We start from the raw sequence: 17,088 nt of genomic DNA, 5'->3' as shown, positions 1-17,088 counted from the left end.
CTAGATCATACTTTCCGGGGACGGCGGGCGCTCAGTCGCGCCCGCCTGGTGGGACGGGGACGGGGCGGGAAGTCCGTAGAGGCGGCGGGCGTTGTCCGCGCTCGTCCAGGCCGCGATGCGCAAGGCGTCCGGCAGGCTCAGTTCGTCGGCGTCCACCCGCTCCTGGAGCAGGGCGGCCAGCCCCTGCCGGAAGGACAGCGCGCCGAGCAGATGGAATTCGGCCACTCCGTACGCGTCGGAGCTGTACAGCAGCTTGCGGAACGGCGTGATCTCCAGCGCCTCCGCCAGGATCGCCCGGGATCGCGCGGGGCCGACGTGGTGGAGGGTGAGACCCACGTCCAGATACACCTGCTCGAACACCGCGGACAGGTAGGCGGCCTGCCGCTGGTACGGCCAGCAGTGCAGCAGCAGGACCGGGATGGTGCCCGCGGTCAGGTGCAGCCAGTCGGTGAGGTGGGTCGGATCCACGCGGTGCATGCGGATGTCGCTGTCGCCGAACCCGGTGTGCAGCTGCAGCGGCAGCCCCAGGTCCACGGCGGTCCACAGCAGATGCCGTACGAGAACGGGATCGGCGAGCCGGCCCCCGCGGGCGAGCCACTCGGCGGCGGCCCGGGTGACCTCCGCGTCCGAGGGGCGCACCGGGTCCAGGTCGAAGCCGGTGCGGTAGGCCGCCACGGATTTCACTCCGACCACACCCGGGCGCCCGACCGCCTCCAGACAGGACGCGCGGAACACGTCCGCGTACCCGTCAGGCTCCACGCCCCGCGCCGCCACCGCCTCCGCGACGCTCTCCAGCCGCACGATCTCGTACGCCGTCCCGCCCGCGGCCCCGGCCAGCTCCGCCGGGGTGGAGAGACGTTCCGGCAGGTACCCGGTGTCCACGCAGAACACGTCCGTACCCGCGGCGGTCAGGAAACGGCGGTTGACCTCGTGCGGGCCGAGTTCGGCGCGGCGGGCCAGATAGGTGTCGGGCGGCGCGTGGCGGGGGAGGTCCAGCAGGGGAGCGCAGTGACGCCGGACCGCCACACCGACGGGGCTGTCGAACGGGGAGATTCCGGGCCAGGCGCTGCCCTCGGTGAGCAGCGACTCGAAGCCCGTCCGGTCGAGTTCGCCGGTGACGACCCCGTGGCAGTGGTGGTCCACCAGCCGGGCGGCGGCGAGGGCCTCGTGGACACGTCCGCTCATGCTCAGTACTTCCAGCGGTACGCCGCCGCGATCTGCTCGTCGTCCAGGTCCGCCACGGAATCGCTCTCCCCGAAGCGCACGGCGACCACGGCGTCGGCGAGGGCCGGCCCCAGCGCGGCCCGCAGCTGTTCGTCGGCGCGGAAGGCCCGTACCGCCTGGGAGAGGGAGGTCGGGAGCCGGCGTACGCCCATGGCGGTGGCCTGGTCGGCGGGGAGCAGGGCCGGGTCGCCGGTGATCTCCCTGGGCAGGGGCATGGCCGAGGTCAGCCCGTCGAGTCCGGCGGCGATCAGGCCGGTGAGGGCGAGATACGGGTTCGCGGCCAGGTCCACCGGCTTCAGCTCCAGGTTCGCGGCCCGGTCGGTCAGGCCCGCCGTGCCGGTCACGATGCGCACGGCCGCCTCCCGGGTCTCACGGCCCCAGGCGGTGAACACCCCGGCCCACTGGGAGGGTTTGAGGCGCAGATAGCTGGCCGGGCTCGGCGCGGTCAGGGCCGTCAGCGCGTGCAGATGGGCGAGGACACCCGCGACGAACGACTCGGCCTCGCGCGTCATGCCGTACCGGCCCTTGCCGCCCGAGTGCAGGTTCACGCCGTCGCGCCAGGCGGAGAGATGCAGATGGCCGCCGTTGCCGACGCCCTCGGCGAAGACGGCCGGGGCGAAGGAGACGGCAAGGCCGTGCCGCTGGGCCACCGCACGGATCGTCTGCCGTACGAGGACGCTGACGTCGGCCGCCGCCACCGGGTCCAGGGCATCCGTGGAGATCTCGAACTGCCCGGCCGCGTACTCGGGATGGAGCTGCGCGACCTCGATGCCCTGCTCGGCGCAGGCGGCCAGCAGGTCGGCCGCGTAGTCGCTCAGCTCCACCTGCCGGGTGGCGCCGTACGCCGGTCCCGACACGGCGGGCACGAAGTCACCCTCCGCCGCCGGGCCCCGGCCCACCGCCCACTCGATCTCGATGCCCGCCTCGAAGGTGATCCCGTGCCGCTCGGCCGCCTCGGCGACGATCCGCCTGAGGACCGTGCGCGAACAGCCCGGATGACGCTCGCCCTCCTGGGTGATCCGGTCCACCGGCGCCCACGCCCAGCCGGGCTGCCCGGCCAGGGCCACGAGCCGGTCGAGATCGGGGTACAGACGCAGATCGCCGTCGGGGGAGCCCAGGGTGTCCGTGGTGACGATGGAGTCGTTCGCCAGGAAGGTGTCGAACACCGGTGACATGCCCACGCCCCAGGCGGCGGCGGAGGCCAGCTTCGCCGCCGGGATCGTCTTCACCCGGCAGATTCCCGCGGTGTCGACATACGCCAGGACCACACCGTGCACGCCCTTCGCGGACAGCTCCTCACTCAGTGCGGTGGCCCGGTCCACGTCCCCGGGACGGCCCCCGGGTACGGGGTCGGCAAGGGTGGTCATACGTCCTCCACGACGGGCTCGGCCGATCGGATCCCTCGTCAGGGTTTCACGGCCACCGCGCCGAACTGCGGTACCACGGGCGGGGAGTCGGGCTCGGCACGCCACTGCGAGCAGGAGACCAGGCCCGGTTCGAGGAGGTCCAGTCCCTCGAAGAACGTGGCGATGTCCTCGCCGCTGCGGGCCGTGATCGGCGGAGTGGCGTTCTCGTTCCAGAACTTCATGGCCGGGATCTGGCCCTCGCCGCCGAGATCGGCGTCGAACGTGGGGTGGGTCAGGGCCAGATGGCTGCCGGCGGGCATCGAGGCCATGATCTCGCGTGCGATCCGGCGCGCCTCCTCGGTGTCGAGGACGAAGTTGAGGATGCCGAGCATCATCACCGCGACCGGCTTGCTGAAGTCCAGAGTCTGCGAGGCTCGTTCGAGGATCGCGGCCGGGTCGTGGACGTCGGCGTCGATGTAGTCCGTGACGCCCTCGGGAGTGCTGGTCAGCAGGGTGCGGGCGTGGACGAGGACGATGGGGTCGTTGTCGACGTAGACGATCCGGGCGTCGGGCGCGATGCGCTGGGCGATCTCGTGGGTGTTGTCCACGGTCGGCAGCCCGGTGCCGACGTCGAGGAACTGCCGGATGCCCTGCTCCTCGGCGAGGAAGCGCACCGAACGGCCCAGGAACCAGCGGTCCGCGCGGGCGATCTCCCTGATGATCGGGAACATTCCAGCGACATGGTCGCCGACCCGCTGGTCGACCTCGTAGTTGTCCTTGCCGCCGATCCAGTAGTTCCACACGCGCGCGTTGTGCGCCACACCTGTGTTCAGCCTCGCCGACGCACCCGACGGGGTGTGGCTCTCGCTCACGACTGTGCTCCTTCTCGCGCCTGCGGCCGTTGCCGCCATTGTGCCGTCCGATGATCAGCTTGTCCCGCAAACCGCGACTCGAACGCCCTGCCCGAGGTGCCGGGCGCCCTCTCGGCGGTGACACTGGCCCCGTACGCCCGCCCCGCCCAAGGACTTCGAGGAGTGAGCATGCTGCCCGGATTCCTCACCAGGGTGGCCGAGTTGATGCTCGGCCGGGACGGGCGCTCGCTGCATCGGAGGGCGGCGGGCGGGGCGACGCTCGTGCTCCTCATGGTGATGCTCACCGGTTCCTGGGCGGTGGTCGTCGCCGAGGAGGGAGCGCGGCGCGCCACTCTGACCTCGTACCCGAAGGCCCTGTGGTGGTCGGTGGAGACGGCGACGACCGTCGGATACGGCGACTTCTACCCCGTGACCTGGTGGGGCCGCGTCGTCGGCATCGTGGTCATGGTCGTCGGGATCACGACGTACGGCATGGTCACGGCGGCGCTCGCCACCTGGTTCGTGGCGCGGGAGCACAAACGTCTGCACAGTGTGGGTTCCGAGACGATGCACGCCCTGCACGAGCGGTTCGACCGGCTGGAAGAACTGCTGGGGGCGAAGAAAAAACAGTGACTCAGCCCTCCGGCCGCGCGTGCCCGTGCTGCCAGGCCCAGGCGGCGATCTCCACGCGGTTCCGTGCGGCCAGTTTGAGCTGGACGCTGGAGAGGTGGGTCTTGACGGTGGAGAGGGAGACGAACAGTTCGGCGGCGATCTCCGCGTTCGTACGGCCGAGGGCGACCAGGCGGACCACGTCGAGCTCACGGTCGGTCAGGGGCTCGGTGTCCGGGGCGGGGCGGGCCGCCACGACCGGCTCGGGCGCCGGGACCGCCGTGACGTGCCGGAGCAGGCGCACGGTGACCGACGGGGAGACCAGCGAGTCACCGGCCGCGGCGGCACGGACCGCCTCGGCGAGGAGCGTGGGCCCGGAGTCCTTCAACAAGAACCCGCAGGCACCGCCGCGCAGCGCGCCGTAGACGTACTCGTCGAGGTCGAAGGTGGTGACCACGACCACCCGCATGGGATCGGCGACACCGGGTCCCGCCAGCAGCCGGGTCGCCTCCAGCCCGTCCAGCTTCGGCATCCGGATGTCCAGCAGACACACATCGGGCCGCACCTCCCGGGCCAGCCGCACCGCGGTCTCCCCGTCCGCGGCCTCGGCGACCACGGTGATGTCCGGCTGCGCGTCCAGGAAGAAGCGGAAGCCGGTACGGACCATGTCCTGGTCGTCGGCGATCAGCACACGGATGGGCGCGGCCGGCGGGGTGGGGCTCGTCATGGGTCGATCATGCCTCAGGGGGGGCGGGTGCGGTGCGGCTGTGGACGGAGGGCGGGGTGGATGCGTGGTCGCTTCGGTGGGGCGGGCGGGGGCGTGACGTGTGGTGGCCGCATCGACGGGTGATCGGGGATGCTGCGCTTCTGTCCGCGGGTGGTGCCGACGCTTCAGTCGGTGCTCCGTGCCGCGCCCTCCGTCACCCTCCTGAGCAACGGCCTGCTGCCGCCGATCGCCGCGAACATCGCCAGCGCGCCCACGGCCACGCACACGGCCAGCTCCAGTGCGCCCTTCACATTGATCGAGGCGCCGAAGGCTTCGTTGAGGCGGGAGGAGACATAGACGCCGGTGGCGGTGGTGCCGCCCGCCAGAGCGACCAGGGGGATGACGGTCTCGCGGACACGGGCCCGGTCCAACACCTTCAGAGGCGTGCCGGCGAGACGGAGCAGGCCGTAGATCCGGCGCCGGTCCAGGACACCCGCGGCGGCGGTGAGGCCGGCCGAGGTCGTGGCGTTGAGGAAGCTCAGAGCCAGAGTCGCCGTGCTGACCTCGGCGAAGCGACCGATGGCGGTGCGGTCGCCCGCCGTCGCGTAGTCCTGGGTGAAGGGCGGTCGTGCCGGGTCGGCGGACGTCAGGGCGGTGACCGCGGTGTCGAGACGGGCCTGCCCGCCGCCGGATATGTGGGCGATCACGCCCGACGTGCCCGGCAACAACCCGTCCCAGTCGTCCTCGCCCACCGTGTCGACGGTGGCGGTGACACCGGCGTCACGCAGGAGTGTGCGGACCTCGGAGGAGTGCGCGCCGACCACCGCGACCTGGCCCCGGTAGGCCGAGCCGTCCATGCCGACCATGCTCACGGCGAAGAACCCCGCCGCGAACCCGGCCAGCACCAGACCGCTGACCGTGCGCCAGGCGCCCCGGGGATCATCGCTCAGACGACGGCCCGCCAGCAGGGTCGCCGGGCCCCGCGCGAACCGGCTGACCAGGCGGCCGAGCCGGTCCACCACCCACGGCCCGAACAGCCAGAACGCCCCGTAGAACAGCAGCAGCAGGCCGAGCACCTGCCGGGTCGACAACTGCCCGCCGTCGGTGGAACTCCACAGGTACAACAGGACCGCCACGAACAGCACGAGTCGGATGATCCGGGTCCGCCGAGGGTCGGCCTGCTGGGCGACCCCGAGCGGCGAGGTCACGACCTGACGCAGCATCGACACCGCGCTGACCGTGATGAGCCCGGTGACCGCCACCACGATCGCAGCCAGCCACGGCAGCCCCACCCACAGCTGACTCACGTACCAGCCGCCGATGCCGTAGGGGATCTCGGCCAGCAGGGGCAGCGACCCGACGTACAGGACCGCACCGGTCAGGGCACCGGCCGCGCCGAGCGCCGCGGTCTCCAGCGCGGTCATGCCGATGATCTGACGCGGAGTCGCCCCGGCCAGTCGCAGAGCGGCCAGTTGCTGCTCGCGCCGGGCCGCGCCGAGCCGCCCGGAGGCCGCCGAGAGGACCACCACGGGCATCACGAGCAGTGCCACACCCACCAGCGCCGTCTGCTGGTCGTAGGTGGTGAACAGGCTCGCGTGGGTGCCCGAGAAACCGGTGATCTCGGCACGCGCGGCCTGGTCGATGTCATACACCGTGGACACCTCGGCCGCCTTAGAAACCGAAGGATCGGTCGGGGCGCGCCCGACGACGGCCACCAGTTCGTCCGGCGAGGCCAGACCGGCGGCGCCGATCGTGCCGTACGAGGACACCTTCGGGAAGCGGTCGGCGAGTTGGTTCCCGGGCAGCCGGTGCAGCAGTGCGGCCAGGGCGGGGGAGACGTACACCTCGCCCTTCTCCGGGAAGGCGGCCAGGCCGGGCGGCGCGGGGGTCCCGCGGCGCCCGGGGAGCTGGGCGAGGGAGACGACGCTGACGGGCTCATGGCGGATGTACGTCGTCGCCAGGGCCTGGATCGCGGTGCCGTGCCTGGTGGGCTCGGGGGTGCGCCAGGCGGTGCGGTCGGCGCGGGCGCCGGAGCCGAGGGCGGCGGCGACCATCACCAGCAGGACGAATGTGCCGACGGCGGCCGCACCGGCCGCAAGCAGCCGGCTCTGCAAGCCGCGGCGGCCGGAGGACCGGACGATGTGCCAGGTCAGGGGTGGGACGGGGGAACGCATGACATCTCCTGCCGCTCAGGCGACCGTGTACTGGCTGTGGCCGTTGATCCGGCCGTCGCGAACCTGAAGGACGCGGTCGCAGTGGGCGGCGACCTCCGCGTCATGGGTGACCATCACCAGGGCTGCGCCCTGCTGCCGCGTGACCGACGTCAGCAGCCGGACGACCTCCGTGCTGGTGGCCTGGTCCAGGGCGCCGGTCGGTTCGTCCGCGAAGACCACGTCCGGTTCGACGGCCAACGCCCGGGCGATCGCCACGCGCTGGGCCTGACCGCCCGAGAGCTGGCCGGGCCTGCGGTGCGCGAGGCCGTCGAGGCCCAGCGGCGCGAACCAGCGGCGGGCCCGCTCGACAGCCTGCTTGCGGGGCATGCCCTCCAGCATCAGCGGCAGCGCCACGTTCTCCTCGGCGGGCAGCTCCGGGAGCAGCTGACCCGCCTGGAAGACGAACCCGAACCGCTTGCGGCGCAGGGCGCTCAGTCTGTTCTCACCGAGCCGGTCGATGCGCTCGCCCCGCAGCAGCACCTCGCCGCCGTCCGGGCGGACGATCCCCGCGAGGGTGTGCAGCAGCGTGGACTTGCCGGAGCCGGACGGACCCATGATCGCCAGCGAGTCGCGCTCGCGGACCTCGACGTCCACCCCGGCGAGCGCGGTGGTCGAGCCGTACTTCTTGACGAGGCCGTAACCGGCCAGGACGGTGTTCATCACGTGAGCCGGTCCTCTGCTAGCGGTCGAACTTCCAGGTGACGGACTTGGCCGAGGCCTTGACCACCTTGACGGGTATGTCCACGGTCCCGCCGCCGCTCTTCTTGCCGGTACAGGTGAGGGTGGCGCCGGCGACGGCCTTCAGCCCGCTCGGGCAGGAGACGTCGGTGACCTTCACGCCGACCCACGGCAACGGGTGGTACTTGCTCTGGGTCCGGCCCTCGACGACGTACGCGGCGAGCGCCTTGTGGCCGCCGACGGACGCCGTGCTCCGTGTGTCCAGCGAGGTGGTCGACTCGGTGCCGGCCAGGAAGTGGCCGCCCAGTCCGAAGACGACGGCCGCGCCGGCCACTGCGCCGACGGTACCGACGAGGTACTTGCTCTGCATCGCGTACTCCAGAGGGGAGAGGGAGGAAGTGCCTCCGGCGGAGAGGCGTCTCCTCGGAAGTGGCTCCACTCTCGCCCGCGGGAGCAGGCGCCCGCCTCGGCCGAACGGCCACGATCGTTGGGCCCGGCGCGGCGTTGTCTCGACCGTTCGGCCGATCCAGCGCGCGGCGGCCGCACATACGGTGAGTGGCATGAAGTCCGTTTCCGCCCGGGGTTGTGTAGGGGCCGCAGGCATAGGTGCCCTCGTCGCAGCGGCCGTTGTCGACCTCCTCGCCTCGGGCACTGACAGGGGTGTCGGCTGGCCGCAGGCGGCCGTGCTGTTGCTCGGCACCGCCGCCGTACTGTGGCCGGCCCACCGGCGCCCACCCTGGCTCACCCCCCAACTGCGCGCAGTCGTGCCGGCCGTGGCCTCCCTCCTGTGCACGGTCGACTCGGTGCTGCGCACCGGTGCCCTGTTCGGACCGGGTGAGGTGGTGATCCTGCTGTGCCTGCTGTTCGTCGCAGTACGGCACTGCCCGCGCACCTCGGTCATGGCATGCGCGTCGCTCGACGGCGGTGCCGTGCTCGCGCTGCCGGTACGGCCCTTCCTCGACGACAACGACCTCATGCTGGCGTACATGCTGATCGGGTTCGTCCTGGTCGGCCTCACCGTGGCGTTCGCCGCGTATCTGCGCTCCCAGGACTACCGGCGGACCGTCGCTGTCAGCGAGACCCGGCGGTCGGAGCGCCTGGCCATCGCCGCCGACCTGCACGACTTCGTCGCCCACCATGTCACCGGGATCCTGGTGCAGACCCAGGTGGCGCGCATGATGGCGGACACCGGCGCGGACGAACTCGACCCTGTCCTCGCCGGTATAGAACGGGCCGCGACCGAGGCGCTGGCGTCGATGCGCCGCACGGTCGGCGTGCTGCGCGACACCGGGGACGCGGCCGATCGCCGACCGGTGGGCGACCTCGCGGGCATCGACGGTCTCGTCGAGGGTTTCGCGAGCCCCATCCAGAAGGCCACCCTGCACCGCGAAGCCGCGGTGCCCGACGACCTCCCGCACGAGGTCCAGGCGGCCGCCTTCCGGGTGGTGCAGGAGGCCCTGACCAACGTACGACGGCACGCGGGCGACGCCACCGAGGTCACCGTCGGCCTGCGCCACGAGCAGGGGCGCCTGGAGGTGTCGGTCTCCGACGACGGGCGCGGCGGCAGCCAGTTGCCTCCGGCGGCTCACGGGGGCGGCTTCGGGCTCGTCGGCCTGAAGGAGCGGGTGACGGCACTCGGCGGTGAACTGCACGCGGGGCCGCGGGCGGAGTACGGGTGGGAGGTGCGGGCGCTCTTTCCCGGGTGACGGGGGGAGTTGTGGTCGGGGTGCGGGTGGGCTGCCGCGGGGTGAGTGGTGAGTGTGCGTGCTCTTGGCCGGACACGGCCGGAGGGGGCGCGGCCTGTCCGGGGGTGTTCGTGCTCTTCGCCGGATGACGAGGCTTCGTGCTCGGGGGCGGGAGAGGCGGCCCCCGTGCCTGGGCCGGGTGCGTGTTCTCTCGGATGACGGGGACGCACCTTCTCGGGCGCGGGCGGCCGCTGCCGGGGCATGCGCGTGCTCATCGTCGTATGACGCGGGCCCGTCGCCGACCGGTACGGCTCCCCGCACGTCGTGCTCGAACGTCGAGGGCCACGGCCGGGAGGAACTGCATTCCGGGTGCGGGCGGCGGTCCAGGGGGCGTCCGCTCGGCATTGCCCGGGTCGCGCCGGGGTTCTCTGCGGTGGCGCGGACGTTCTCTCCAGGAAAATGCGCGCTCGTCCTCGGACGACCCGGGATTCCGTCGCTCTCCGGATGACCCGGCAGTACGTCGCTCGCCGGACACCCCGGAATTGCGCCTCTTCCCGGTCGACCGGAACTTCCCCGCTTCCCGGACACCCCGGGGTTGCGCCACTTCCCGGACGACCGGAACTTCCCCGCTTCCCGGACGACCAGGGGCTGCGTTGCTCCCCGGGGGGAGGTCTTTCCCGGGGCGACCGGAAGTTCGCCGCTTCCCGGACCACCCGGGGGCTGCGTCCCTGCCCCCGGGAGGCGGGAGGTCTTTCCCGGGCGTCGGGCCGGGTTGTTCAATGGGGCTGCACAGGAGAGGAGGTCGCCCGTGTCCCCTGCCCCCGTGCCGGCCGTCGGCGCACGCATCCGGCAGGCCCGTCTGGAGCGAGGCCTGGGGCTGCGCGCCCTGGCCCGCGAGGTCGGCGTCTCCGCGAGTCTGGTCTCCCAGATCGAGACCGGAAAGAGCCAGCCGTCGGTGAGCACGCTGTACGCGATCACCACGGCTCTCGGCATCTCGGTGGAATCCCTCTTCGAGGGGCAGGAGACCTCCGTGGCCGTGGGCGAGCTGACCGTCGTACACGCCTTGGCGGCCTTCTCGGCCGATCCCGGCCGGCGTATCGGCCCCCTGGTCACCCCTGGTGAGCGGGAGGTGCTGGAACTGGACTCCGGCGTGGTGTGGGAGCGGCTCGGGCACGTCCCCGGCACGGACGTGGACTTCCTGCTCGTCACGTACCGGCCCGGCGGCTCCTCCTCCGGTTCGGGTGGTCTGATGCGGCATGCCGGGACCGAGTACGGCTACCTGACCTCCGGTGAACTCGTCCTCACCCTCGGTTTCGACGAGCAGGTCCTGCGCCCAGGCGACGCCGTCTGCTTCGAGTCCACGACCCCCCACCGCTATCGCAACGACGGCGACGAACCGGCCGTGGGTGTCTGGTTCGTATCGAGCCACACCATCCCGTGACAGCCAAACCGTTCAGTGTCACTTGACACTCCCTGTGGACGGTCGTTGACTCGATGGTGGGGGTGGTCGCGATGGCGATCCGCACTTACGGCCCCAATGCCGTCGACTGGGAAGAGCGCGTAGACCTGGACCGGTTGCGCCGACAGCGCCTGGCCCGGCTCCACGACACGCTGAACCGCTCCGAACTGGGTGCCGTGCTCAGTTTCGACTTCGCCAACATCCGCTACATGACCGCCACGCACATCGGCACCTGGGCGATGGACAAGCTGATCCGCTTCACCCTGCTGGTCCGCGGCGGCGAACCCATCGTCTGGGACTTCGGCTCCGCGGCCCGCCACCACCAGCTCTACAACCCATGGCTCGACTACAGCGACGGCAAGGGCGGCCCGCCCACCGGAGCCCGCGCCGGTATCTCCACCCTGCGCGGCGCCTTCCACCCGGATGCCGGGATCGCCGAGGACGTCGCCGCGAAGATCGCCGCCGAACTGCGTGCCCACGGCCTCGCCGGCGAACCGCTCGGCGTGGACGTCGCCGAGATGCCCGTCCTCGCCGCCCTGCGCGCCGAGGGCATCGACGTCGTCGACGGCCAGCAGGTCTTCCTGGAGGCCCGCCGCGTCAAGACCGGCGACGAGATCTCCCTGCTCGCCCAGGCCTGCGCGATGGTCGACGCGGCCTACGAGGAGCTCTATGCCCACCTGCGCCCCGGCATCCGCGAGAACGAGTGCGTCGGACTGGTCAGCAAGGTCCTCTACGACCTCGGCAGCGAGTACGTCGAAGGCGTCAACGCCATCTCGGGCGAACGCTGTTCACCCCACCCGCACGTCTACAGCGATCGCCTGATCCGCCCCGGCGACCCCGCCTTCTTCGACATCCTGCACAGCCACCTCGGCTACCGCACCTGCTACTACCGCACCTTCGCCGTCGGCAGCGCCTCCCTCGCCCAACGGGACGCCTATGTCCGCTGCCGGGAGTACATGGACCAGGCCATCGCCCTCGTCCGGCCGGGCGCCACCACCGCCGACATCGTCCAGGTGTGGCCGCGCGCCGAGGAGTTCGGCTTCGCCGACGAGACCGCCGCCTTCGCCCTCCAGTACGGCCACGGCGTCGGCCTGTCCATCTGGGAGAAGCCGATCTTCAGCCGCCTGGTCTCCCTGGACCACCCCGAGGTCCTCGAAGAGGGCATGGTGTTCGCCCTGGAGACCTACTGGCCCGCCGCCGACGGCTGGTCCGCCACCCGGATCGAGGAGGAACTGGTCGTCACCGCCGACGGCTGCGAGGTCATCACCAAGTTCCCCGCCGAGGAACTCCTGGTAGCGGGCCGCAAGTACTGGACGGTGGGCGGCGAGCTCAACACCGCCCGGGAGGCGCAGTCCCACCTGAACACCGTGAACAACCCGAACACCGTGAACACAGGGACCGCTGACGGACATCAGGGGACCGGCGATGGACACCGCTGAACTCCTCGCCCTGTACGAGCGGATGGCCCTCATCCGCCGTACCGAGAAGGCCGCCCACGACCTGTTCCTCCAGGGCCTCGTCAAGGGCACCACCCACCTCGCCGCCGGCCACGAGGCGATCGCCGTAGGCGCGAGCGCCGCCCTGCGCGACGACGACTACGTCTTCGCCACCTACCGCGGCCACCACCACGCGCTGGCCCGGGGCGCCACCCCCGAGGAGTGCCTCGCCGAACTCATGAGCAGGGCAACGGGGTTGTGCGGGGCCAAGGGCGGCTCCATGCACCTCACCAAGGCAGCCACGAACATGCTCGGCTCCTACGCCATCGTCGGCGCCCACCTCCCGATGGCGGTCGGTGCCGCCTGGTCGGCGAAGCTGCGCGGCACCGGACAGCTCGCGGTCGCCTTCTTCGGGGACGGCGCCACCAACATCGGCGCCTTCCACGAGGCGTTGAACCTGGCCGCCGTGTGGAAGCTGCCCGTGCTGTTCGTCTGCGAGAACAACCTGTACATGGAGTACACGCCGATCGCCGACGTCACCGCGGTGCCCCGGCCCGCCGCCGACCGGGCGCCCGCGTACGGCATCCCCGGCGAGGTCGTCGACGGCAATGACGTCGTCTCCGTCCGGGAGACGGTGGCACGGCTGGCGCGGCGGGCCCGGGCCGGAGACGGGCCCGCCCTGCTGGAGGCCGAGACCTACCGCCACTTCGGGCACAGCCGCACCGACCCGGCGACGTACCGACCGGCCGAGGAGGTCGAACGCTGGCTCAAGCACGACCCGTTGGACATCGCCCGCGGGCGGCTCGTCGAGGCCGGGGTGCCCGAGGAGACGGTCTCCGAGGCCGACGAGCGCGCGCGGATCGTCGTACAGGAGGCGGTAGAGGCCGCGAAGAACGCGCCGCCGCCCGATCCCCGCGAGGCCTTCACCGACGTATGGGCCGACGGAGGTGCGGCATGGCGGACGTGATCACGTACCGGGAGGCCGTCGCCGAGGGCATCGCGCGGGAGATGCGGCGTGATCCGTCCGTGGTCTGCCTGGGGGAGGACATCGGCCAAGCGGGCGGGGTGTTCAAGACGACCGCGGGGCTGCACAAGGAGTTCGGGTCCGAGCGGGTGTGGGACACACCGATCTCCGAACAGGCCATCGTGGGCGCGGCGATGGGCGCCGCGATGACCGGGATGCGGCCCGTCGCGGAGATCATGTTCTCCGACTTCCTGGCCTGTTGCTGGGACTACCTCGCCAACGAGATACCCAAGGTGCGTTATATGACGGGCGGCCAGGTCACCGTGCCCCTCGTCGTGCGCACCGCCAACGGCGGCGGGCTCGGTTTCGGCGCCCAGCACTCGCAGGCCACCGAGAACTGGGCCCTGACCGTCCCCGGGCTGAAGATCGCGGCACCCTCCACCCCCGCCGACGTCGTGGGGATGATGGCGGCGGCGATCCGCAGCGACGACCCGGTCGTGTTCTTCGAGCACAAGGGGCTGCTGGCCACCAAGGGGCCACCCCCGCCGCCGGACCACGTGGTCGAACTGGGGCGCGCCGCCGTCGTCCGCGAGGGCGCCGACGTGACGCTGGTCGCGCTCGCCTCGATGGTGCCGGTCGCGCTCACGGCCGCGGAGCGGCTCGCCGAGGAGGGTGTCGACGTCGAGGTCGTCGACCTGCGCTCCCTCGTGCCGCTCGACATGGCCACCGTCCTCAACTCCCTCGCCCGGACCTCCCGGCTGGTGACCGTCGAGGAGAACCCGTACCAGGGCGGCTGGGGTGCCACGCTCGTCTCCGTCGTCGCCGACGAGGGGTTCGGGCTGCTGGACGCGCCGGTGCGGCGGGTGACGGGGGAGTGCGTGCCGCTGCCGTTCGCGGACGCGCTGGAGGAACAGGTCATCCCCACCGTCGACAAGGTCGTGGCGGCCGTCAGGAGCCTGGCCGCGTACTGAACACCCCCTGAACGCCCCTGAGGAGGAAGCGCGATGACCCATCGGATACTCCTTCGTGCCGGACACGTGCTCTCCATGGACCCCGACATCGGGGACCTGCCGAGGGGGGACGTCCTCATCGAGGACGGGAGGATCGCGGCCGTGGACCGCGACATCAGCGCGGACGCCGAGGTCCTCGACATGACCGGCCGCATCGTGATCCCCGGTTTCGTCGACAGCCACCGCCACACCTGGGAGGCGTCGATCCGGAACGTGGCGCCCGACGCCACCCTCGACGACTACTTCGTCGACATCCTCGACACCTTCGCCCCCCTCTACACCCCCGAGGACGTCTACGCGGCCAACCTCGCGGGCGCCCTGGAGTGCCTCAACGCAGGCATCACCACGCTGGTCGACTGGTCCCACATCAACAACACGCCCGAACACCCGGACGCGGCGATCCGGGCTCTCACGGAGGCCGGCATCCGCGCCCAGTACGCGTACGGCAGCGCCAACACCTCCCTCGCCGACTACTGGTTCGAGAGCAAGATCGCGATCCCCGGTGACGACGTACGCCGGATCCGCACCGAGTACTTCTCCGCCGACTCCGACGACGGCCTGCTCACCCTCGCCCTCGCCACCCGCGGACCGGGCTTCTGCGTCAACGACGTCGTCACCTCCGAATGGGGCCTCGCCCGCGAACTCGGCATCCCGATCACCGTGCACGTGGCCATGGGACGGCTCGCCGGCCGCTTCGGCATGGTCAAGCAGCTCCACGACCTCGGACTGCTCGGCCCCGACACCACCTACATCCACTGCTGCTACCTCAGCGAGGAGGAGTGGCGGCTGGTCGCCGACAGCGGCGGTACGGTCTCCGTCGCGCCGCAGGTGGAGACGCAGATGGGGCACGGCTGGCCGCCGGTGATGAAGGCGATCGAGCACGGCCTGCGCCCCTCCCTCAGCATCGACGTCGTCACCACCGTGCCCGGCGACATGTTCACCCAGATCCGCGCGGCCTTCGGCGCCGAGCGTGCCCGTGTCAACGCGGACAGCTGGCAGGCCGACATCCCGGTCCCCGACACCATGTTGACGGCACGTCAGATGCTGGAGATCGCCACCCGCAACGGCGCTCACGTCGCGGGCCTGGAGGACCGCACCGGATCACTCACCCCGGGCAAGCGCGCGGATGTCGTCGCGATCGACGCAACCGCCCTGAACGTGGCCCCCGTTCACGACGCGGCCGCCGCGGTGGCCCTGAGCGCCGACGTGTCCAACGTGGAGACGGTCCTCGTCGACGGCGTCGTCCGCAAGCGCGACGGCAGGCTCACGGCCGACGTGGCGCGCGCCCGGCGCCTGGTCGAGGAGTCCCGCGACCGGCTGCTGGCCGCGAAGGAGGCCCGGGCGTGACGCGACACCTGGTGCGCAGGGCCACCGACCTCCCGGAGCCGTCCTACGACGAACACGGCTACCGGCGACGGGAGTTGGTCGGCGAGGCCGACGGCAGCTCGCACACCGGTTTCGGGGTGTGCGAGCTGCGCCCCGACGGGAGCCTCGCGGCCCATGTGCACTCGTACGAGGAGAGCTTCCACATCCTCGACGGGACCGTGATCCTCGATGTGCCCGAGGGGTCGTATCTGCTGGAGGAGGGCGACTACGGCCTCCTCCCGACCGGCGTCGCGCACGCCTGGCGCGGTGCCGGGGACGGGGGCGCCCGCTGGGCGGACATGCTCGCGCCGGTACCGAGGGCCCGGTACGGGTACGACACCCAGACGGTCCCTCCGTGGCCGGTGCGCCCGCCCGTCCGCATCGACGTCCGCGACCCGCGCACCCGGTCCTTCGGGCACTTCGAACCCGCCCAGATGGATCCCGGCAAGCAGTCCCAGGACCTGCTCGCGGTGTCGGCGAGCATGCGCACCGCGCTCCTGGTCTACAGCGGGATCACCGTGAAGATGATGGTCGACGGCGATCTGGGCGCGGTGGCCTCGACGATGTTCATGGTGCAGTACGCGCCCGACGGCGTCGCGGGCACGCACGACCACCCCTTCGAGGAGACGTACCTGTTCCTCGAAGGTGAGGTGGACGCGGTCTTCGACGGCACCCGCCACCGGCTCGGTCCGGGCGACTGCGCCTGGGCGGGCGCCGGTTGTGTGCACGGCTTCTCCAACGCCGGTGACGGGCCGCTGCGTTGGCTGGAGACACAGGCGCCGCAGCCGCCGGTGCGGCACTCCTACCGGTTCACCCGGGACTGGGACTACCTGAGGGAGGCTTCCCGATGAGTGGCGTGGTGGTGATCGGCGGAACCTCGGGCATCGGCAGGGAGTTCGCCCGGGTGCGTGCCGAGCGCGGCGACGAGGTGGTGATCACCGGACGGGACGTCCACCGCACCGACACCGCGGCCAAGGAGATCGGCGCCCGGGGTCTTGCCCTGGACCTCGCGCGGCCGAAGGGGATCGTGGACGCGCTGAGCGACGTGGGAACCGTCGACCACCTGGTGATCGCGGGCATCTCCCGTGACGAGAACCGGGTGACCGACTACGACATCGACGCCGCCGTCCACCTCGTCACCCTCAAGCTCGTCGGCTACACCGCCGTGGTGCACGCACTGCGGCCCCGGCTGTACGACGACAGCGCCGTCGTGCTGTTCGGCGGACAGGCCAAGGAGCGGCCCTACCCGGGAGCGACGACGGTGGCGACCGTCAACGCCGGGGTGACCGGGCTGATGCACTCCCTGGCCGTAGAACTCGCTCCCGTCCGGGTCAACGCGATCCATCCCGGGGTCGTGGGGGACAGCCCCTACTGGCGGGCCAAGCCGGAGGAGGTCCTGGCGGGACTGCGGGCCAGGACCCCGACGGGACGGCTCGCGACCATGGCGGACGTGGTGGACGCCGTCGACTTCCTGCTGCGCAACGCCTCGGTCAACGCGGTGGAGTTGAGCGTGGACGGCGGGTGGCTGCTCGGCTGAACGCG

At 71.6% G+C, this 17,088-nt stretch carries 16 protein-coding genes; 9 read left to right on the top strand and 7 right to left on the bottom strand.

The window, feature by feature from the left end:
* Genes ABZT93_RS09215 through ABZT93_RS09205 form a run of 3 tightly spaced genes read right to left on the bottom strand, consistent with a single transcriptional unit; the run spans position 1 to position 3,442 of the window.
* On the bottom strand, positions 1 to 1,185 hold the full coding sequence (locus tag ABZT93_RS09215) for an amidohydrolase family protein (RefSeq protein WP_356101158.1): 1,185 nt from the start codon (positions 1,183 to 1,185) through the stop codon (positions 1 to 3).
* A 2-nt stretch (positions 1,186 to 1,187) separates the two neighbouring features.
* Positions 1,188 to 2,591, bottom strand: a complete 1,404-nt coding sequence (locus ABZT93_RS09210; protein ID WP_356101156.1) for a glutamine synthetase family protein — start codon at positions 2,589 to 2,591, stop codon at positions 1,188 to 1,190.
* Positions 2,592 to 2,629: 38 nt separating this feature from the next.
* Positions 2,630 to 3,442 carry an SAM-dependent methyltransferase gene (locus tag ABZT93_RS09205; protein ID WP_356101153.1) on the bottom strand — a complete coding sequence of 271 codons (813 nt, stop codon included), beginning with the start codon at positions 3,440 to 3,442 and terminating at the stop codon, positions 2,630 to 2,632.
* A 168-nt stretch (positions 3,443 to 3,610) separates the two neighbouring features.
* Here ABZT93_RS09205 and ABZT93_RS09200 point away from each other — a divergent pair, with 168 nt between their 5' ends.
* Positions 3,611 to 4,054, top strand: coding sequence for a potassium channel family protein (locus ABZT93_RS09200; protein WP_356101150.1), 444 nt, complete (start codon positions 3,611 to 3,613; stop codon positions 4,052 to 4,054).
* A gap of 1 nt (position 4,055) precedes the next feature.
* Here ABZT93_RS09200 and ABZT93_RS09195 read toward each other — a convergent pair whose 3' ends face one another.
* The 4 genes from ABZT93_RS09195 to ABZT93_RS09180 form a co-directional block, all read right to left on the bottom strand.
* On the bottom strand, positions 4,056 to 4,757 hold the full coding sequence (locus ABZT93_RS09195; protein ID WP_356101148.1) for a response regulator transcription factor: 702 nt from the start codon (positions 4,755 to 4,757) through the stop codon (positions 4,056 to 4,058).
* Between the two features lie 164 nt (positions 4,758 to 4,921).
* Entirely contained in the window at positions 4,922 to 6,910 is a 1,989-nt protein-coding gene (locus tag ABZT93_RS09190) for an FtsX-like permease family protein (protein WP_356101146.1), read from the bottom strand.
* Between the two features lie 15 nt (positions 6,911 to 6,925).
* Positions 6,926 to 7,609 (bottom strand): ABC transporter ATP-binding protein, encoded by a 684-nt coding sequence (locus ABZT93_RS09185; RefSeq protein WP_356101144.1) that lies wholly within the window; start codon positions 7,607 to 7,609, stop codon positions 6,926 to 6,928.
* Positions 7,610 to 7,628: 19 nt separating this feature from the next.
* Positions 7,629 to 7,997, bottom strand: a complete 369-nt coding sequence (locus ABZT93_RS09180; protein WP_356101142.1) for a DUF4333 domain-containing protein — start codon at positions 7,995 to 7,997, stop codon at positions 7,629 to 7,631.
* Positions 7,998 to 8,187: 190 nt separating this feature from the next.
* On the opposite strand from ABZT93_RS09180, the gene ABZT93_RS09175 reads away from it, so the two are divergent.
* From ABZT93_RS09175 to ABZT93_RS09140, 8 genes are all read left to right on the top strand, one after another.
* A complete protein-coding gene (locus ABZT93_RS09175) occupies positions 8,188 to 9,333 on the top strand; it encodes a sensor histidine kinase (RefSeq protein ID WP_356101139.1) in 1,146 nt (381 codons plus the stop codon).
* Positions 9,334 to 10,120: 787 nt separating this feature from the next.
* Complete coding sequence (locus ABZT93_RS09170; protein WP_356101137.1) at positions 10,121 to 10,753, top strand: cupin domain-containing protein; 633 nt, start codon at positions 10,121 to 10,123, stop codon at positions 10,751 to 10,753.
* A gap of 71 nt (positions 10,754 to 10,824) precedes the next feature.
* Positions 10,825 to 12,210, top strand: coding sequence for a M24 family metallopeptidase (locus ABZT93_RS09165; RefSeq protein ID WP_356101134.1), 1,386 nt, complete (start codon positions 10,825 to 10,827; stop codon positions 12,208 to 12,210).
* Positions 12,197 to 13,174: a thiamine pyrophosphate-dependent dehydrogenase E1 component subunit alpha gene (locus tag ABZT93_RS09160; RefSeq protein WP_356101132.1), complete on the top strand. Its 978-nt coding sequence runs from the start codon at positions 12,197 to 12,199 to the stop codon at positions 13,172 to 13,174. The genes ABZT93_RS09165 and ABZT93_RS09160 overlap by 14 nt, the downstream gene beginning before the upstream one ends.
* Complete coding sequence (locus tag ABZT93_RS09155; RefSeq protein WP_356101129.1) at positions 13,162 to 14,142, top strand: alpha-ketoacid dehydrogenase subunit beta; 981 nt, start codon at positions 13,162 to 13,164, stop codon at positions 14,140 to 14,142. The genes ABZT93_RS09160 and ABZT93_RS09155 overlap by 13 nt, the downstream gene beginning before the upstream one ends.
* A gap of 33 nt (positions 14,143 to 14,175) precedes the next feature.
* Positions 14,176 to 15,528 (top strand): amidohydrolase family protein, encoded by a 1,353-nt coding sequence (locus ABZT93_RS09150; protein ID WP_356101126.1) that lies wholly within the window; start codon positions 14,176 to 14,178, stop codon positions 15,526 to 15,528.
* Positions 15,525 to 16,397, top strand: a complete 873-nt coding sequence (locus ABZT93_RS09145) for a cupin domain-containing protein (protein WP_356101123.1) — start codon at positions 15,525 to 15,527, stop codon at positions 16,395 to 16,397. Before ABZT93_RS09150 ends, ABZT93_RS09145 begins: the two co-directional genes overlap by 4 nt.
* The gene (locus tag ABZT93_RS09140; RefSeq protein ID WP_356101120.1) at positions 16,394 to 17,083 is read left to right on the top strand and encodes an SDR family oxidoreductase; all 690 of its coding nucleotides are present in this window, start codon (positions 16,394 to 16,396) and stop codon (positions 17,081 to 17,083) included. Before ABZT93_RS09145 ends, ABZT93_RS09140 begins: the two co-directional genes overlap by 4 nt.
* The last annotated feature ends 5 nt before the right edge of the window (positions 17,084 to 17,088 follow it).

It is taken from the genome of Streptomyces sp. NPDC005303, assembly GCF_040607335.1.
In the GTDB taxonomy this organism is placed as follows: Bacteria; Actinomycetota; Actinomycetes; order Streptomycetales; family Streptomycetaceae; genus Streptomyces.
Note: the sequence above shows the minus strand (reverse complement) of the source record. Positions and strands in the feature narration are given on the sequence as shown.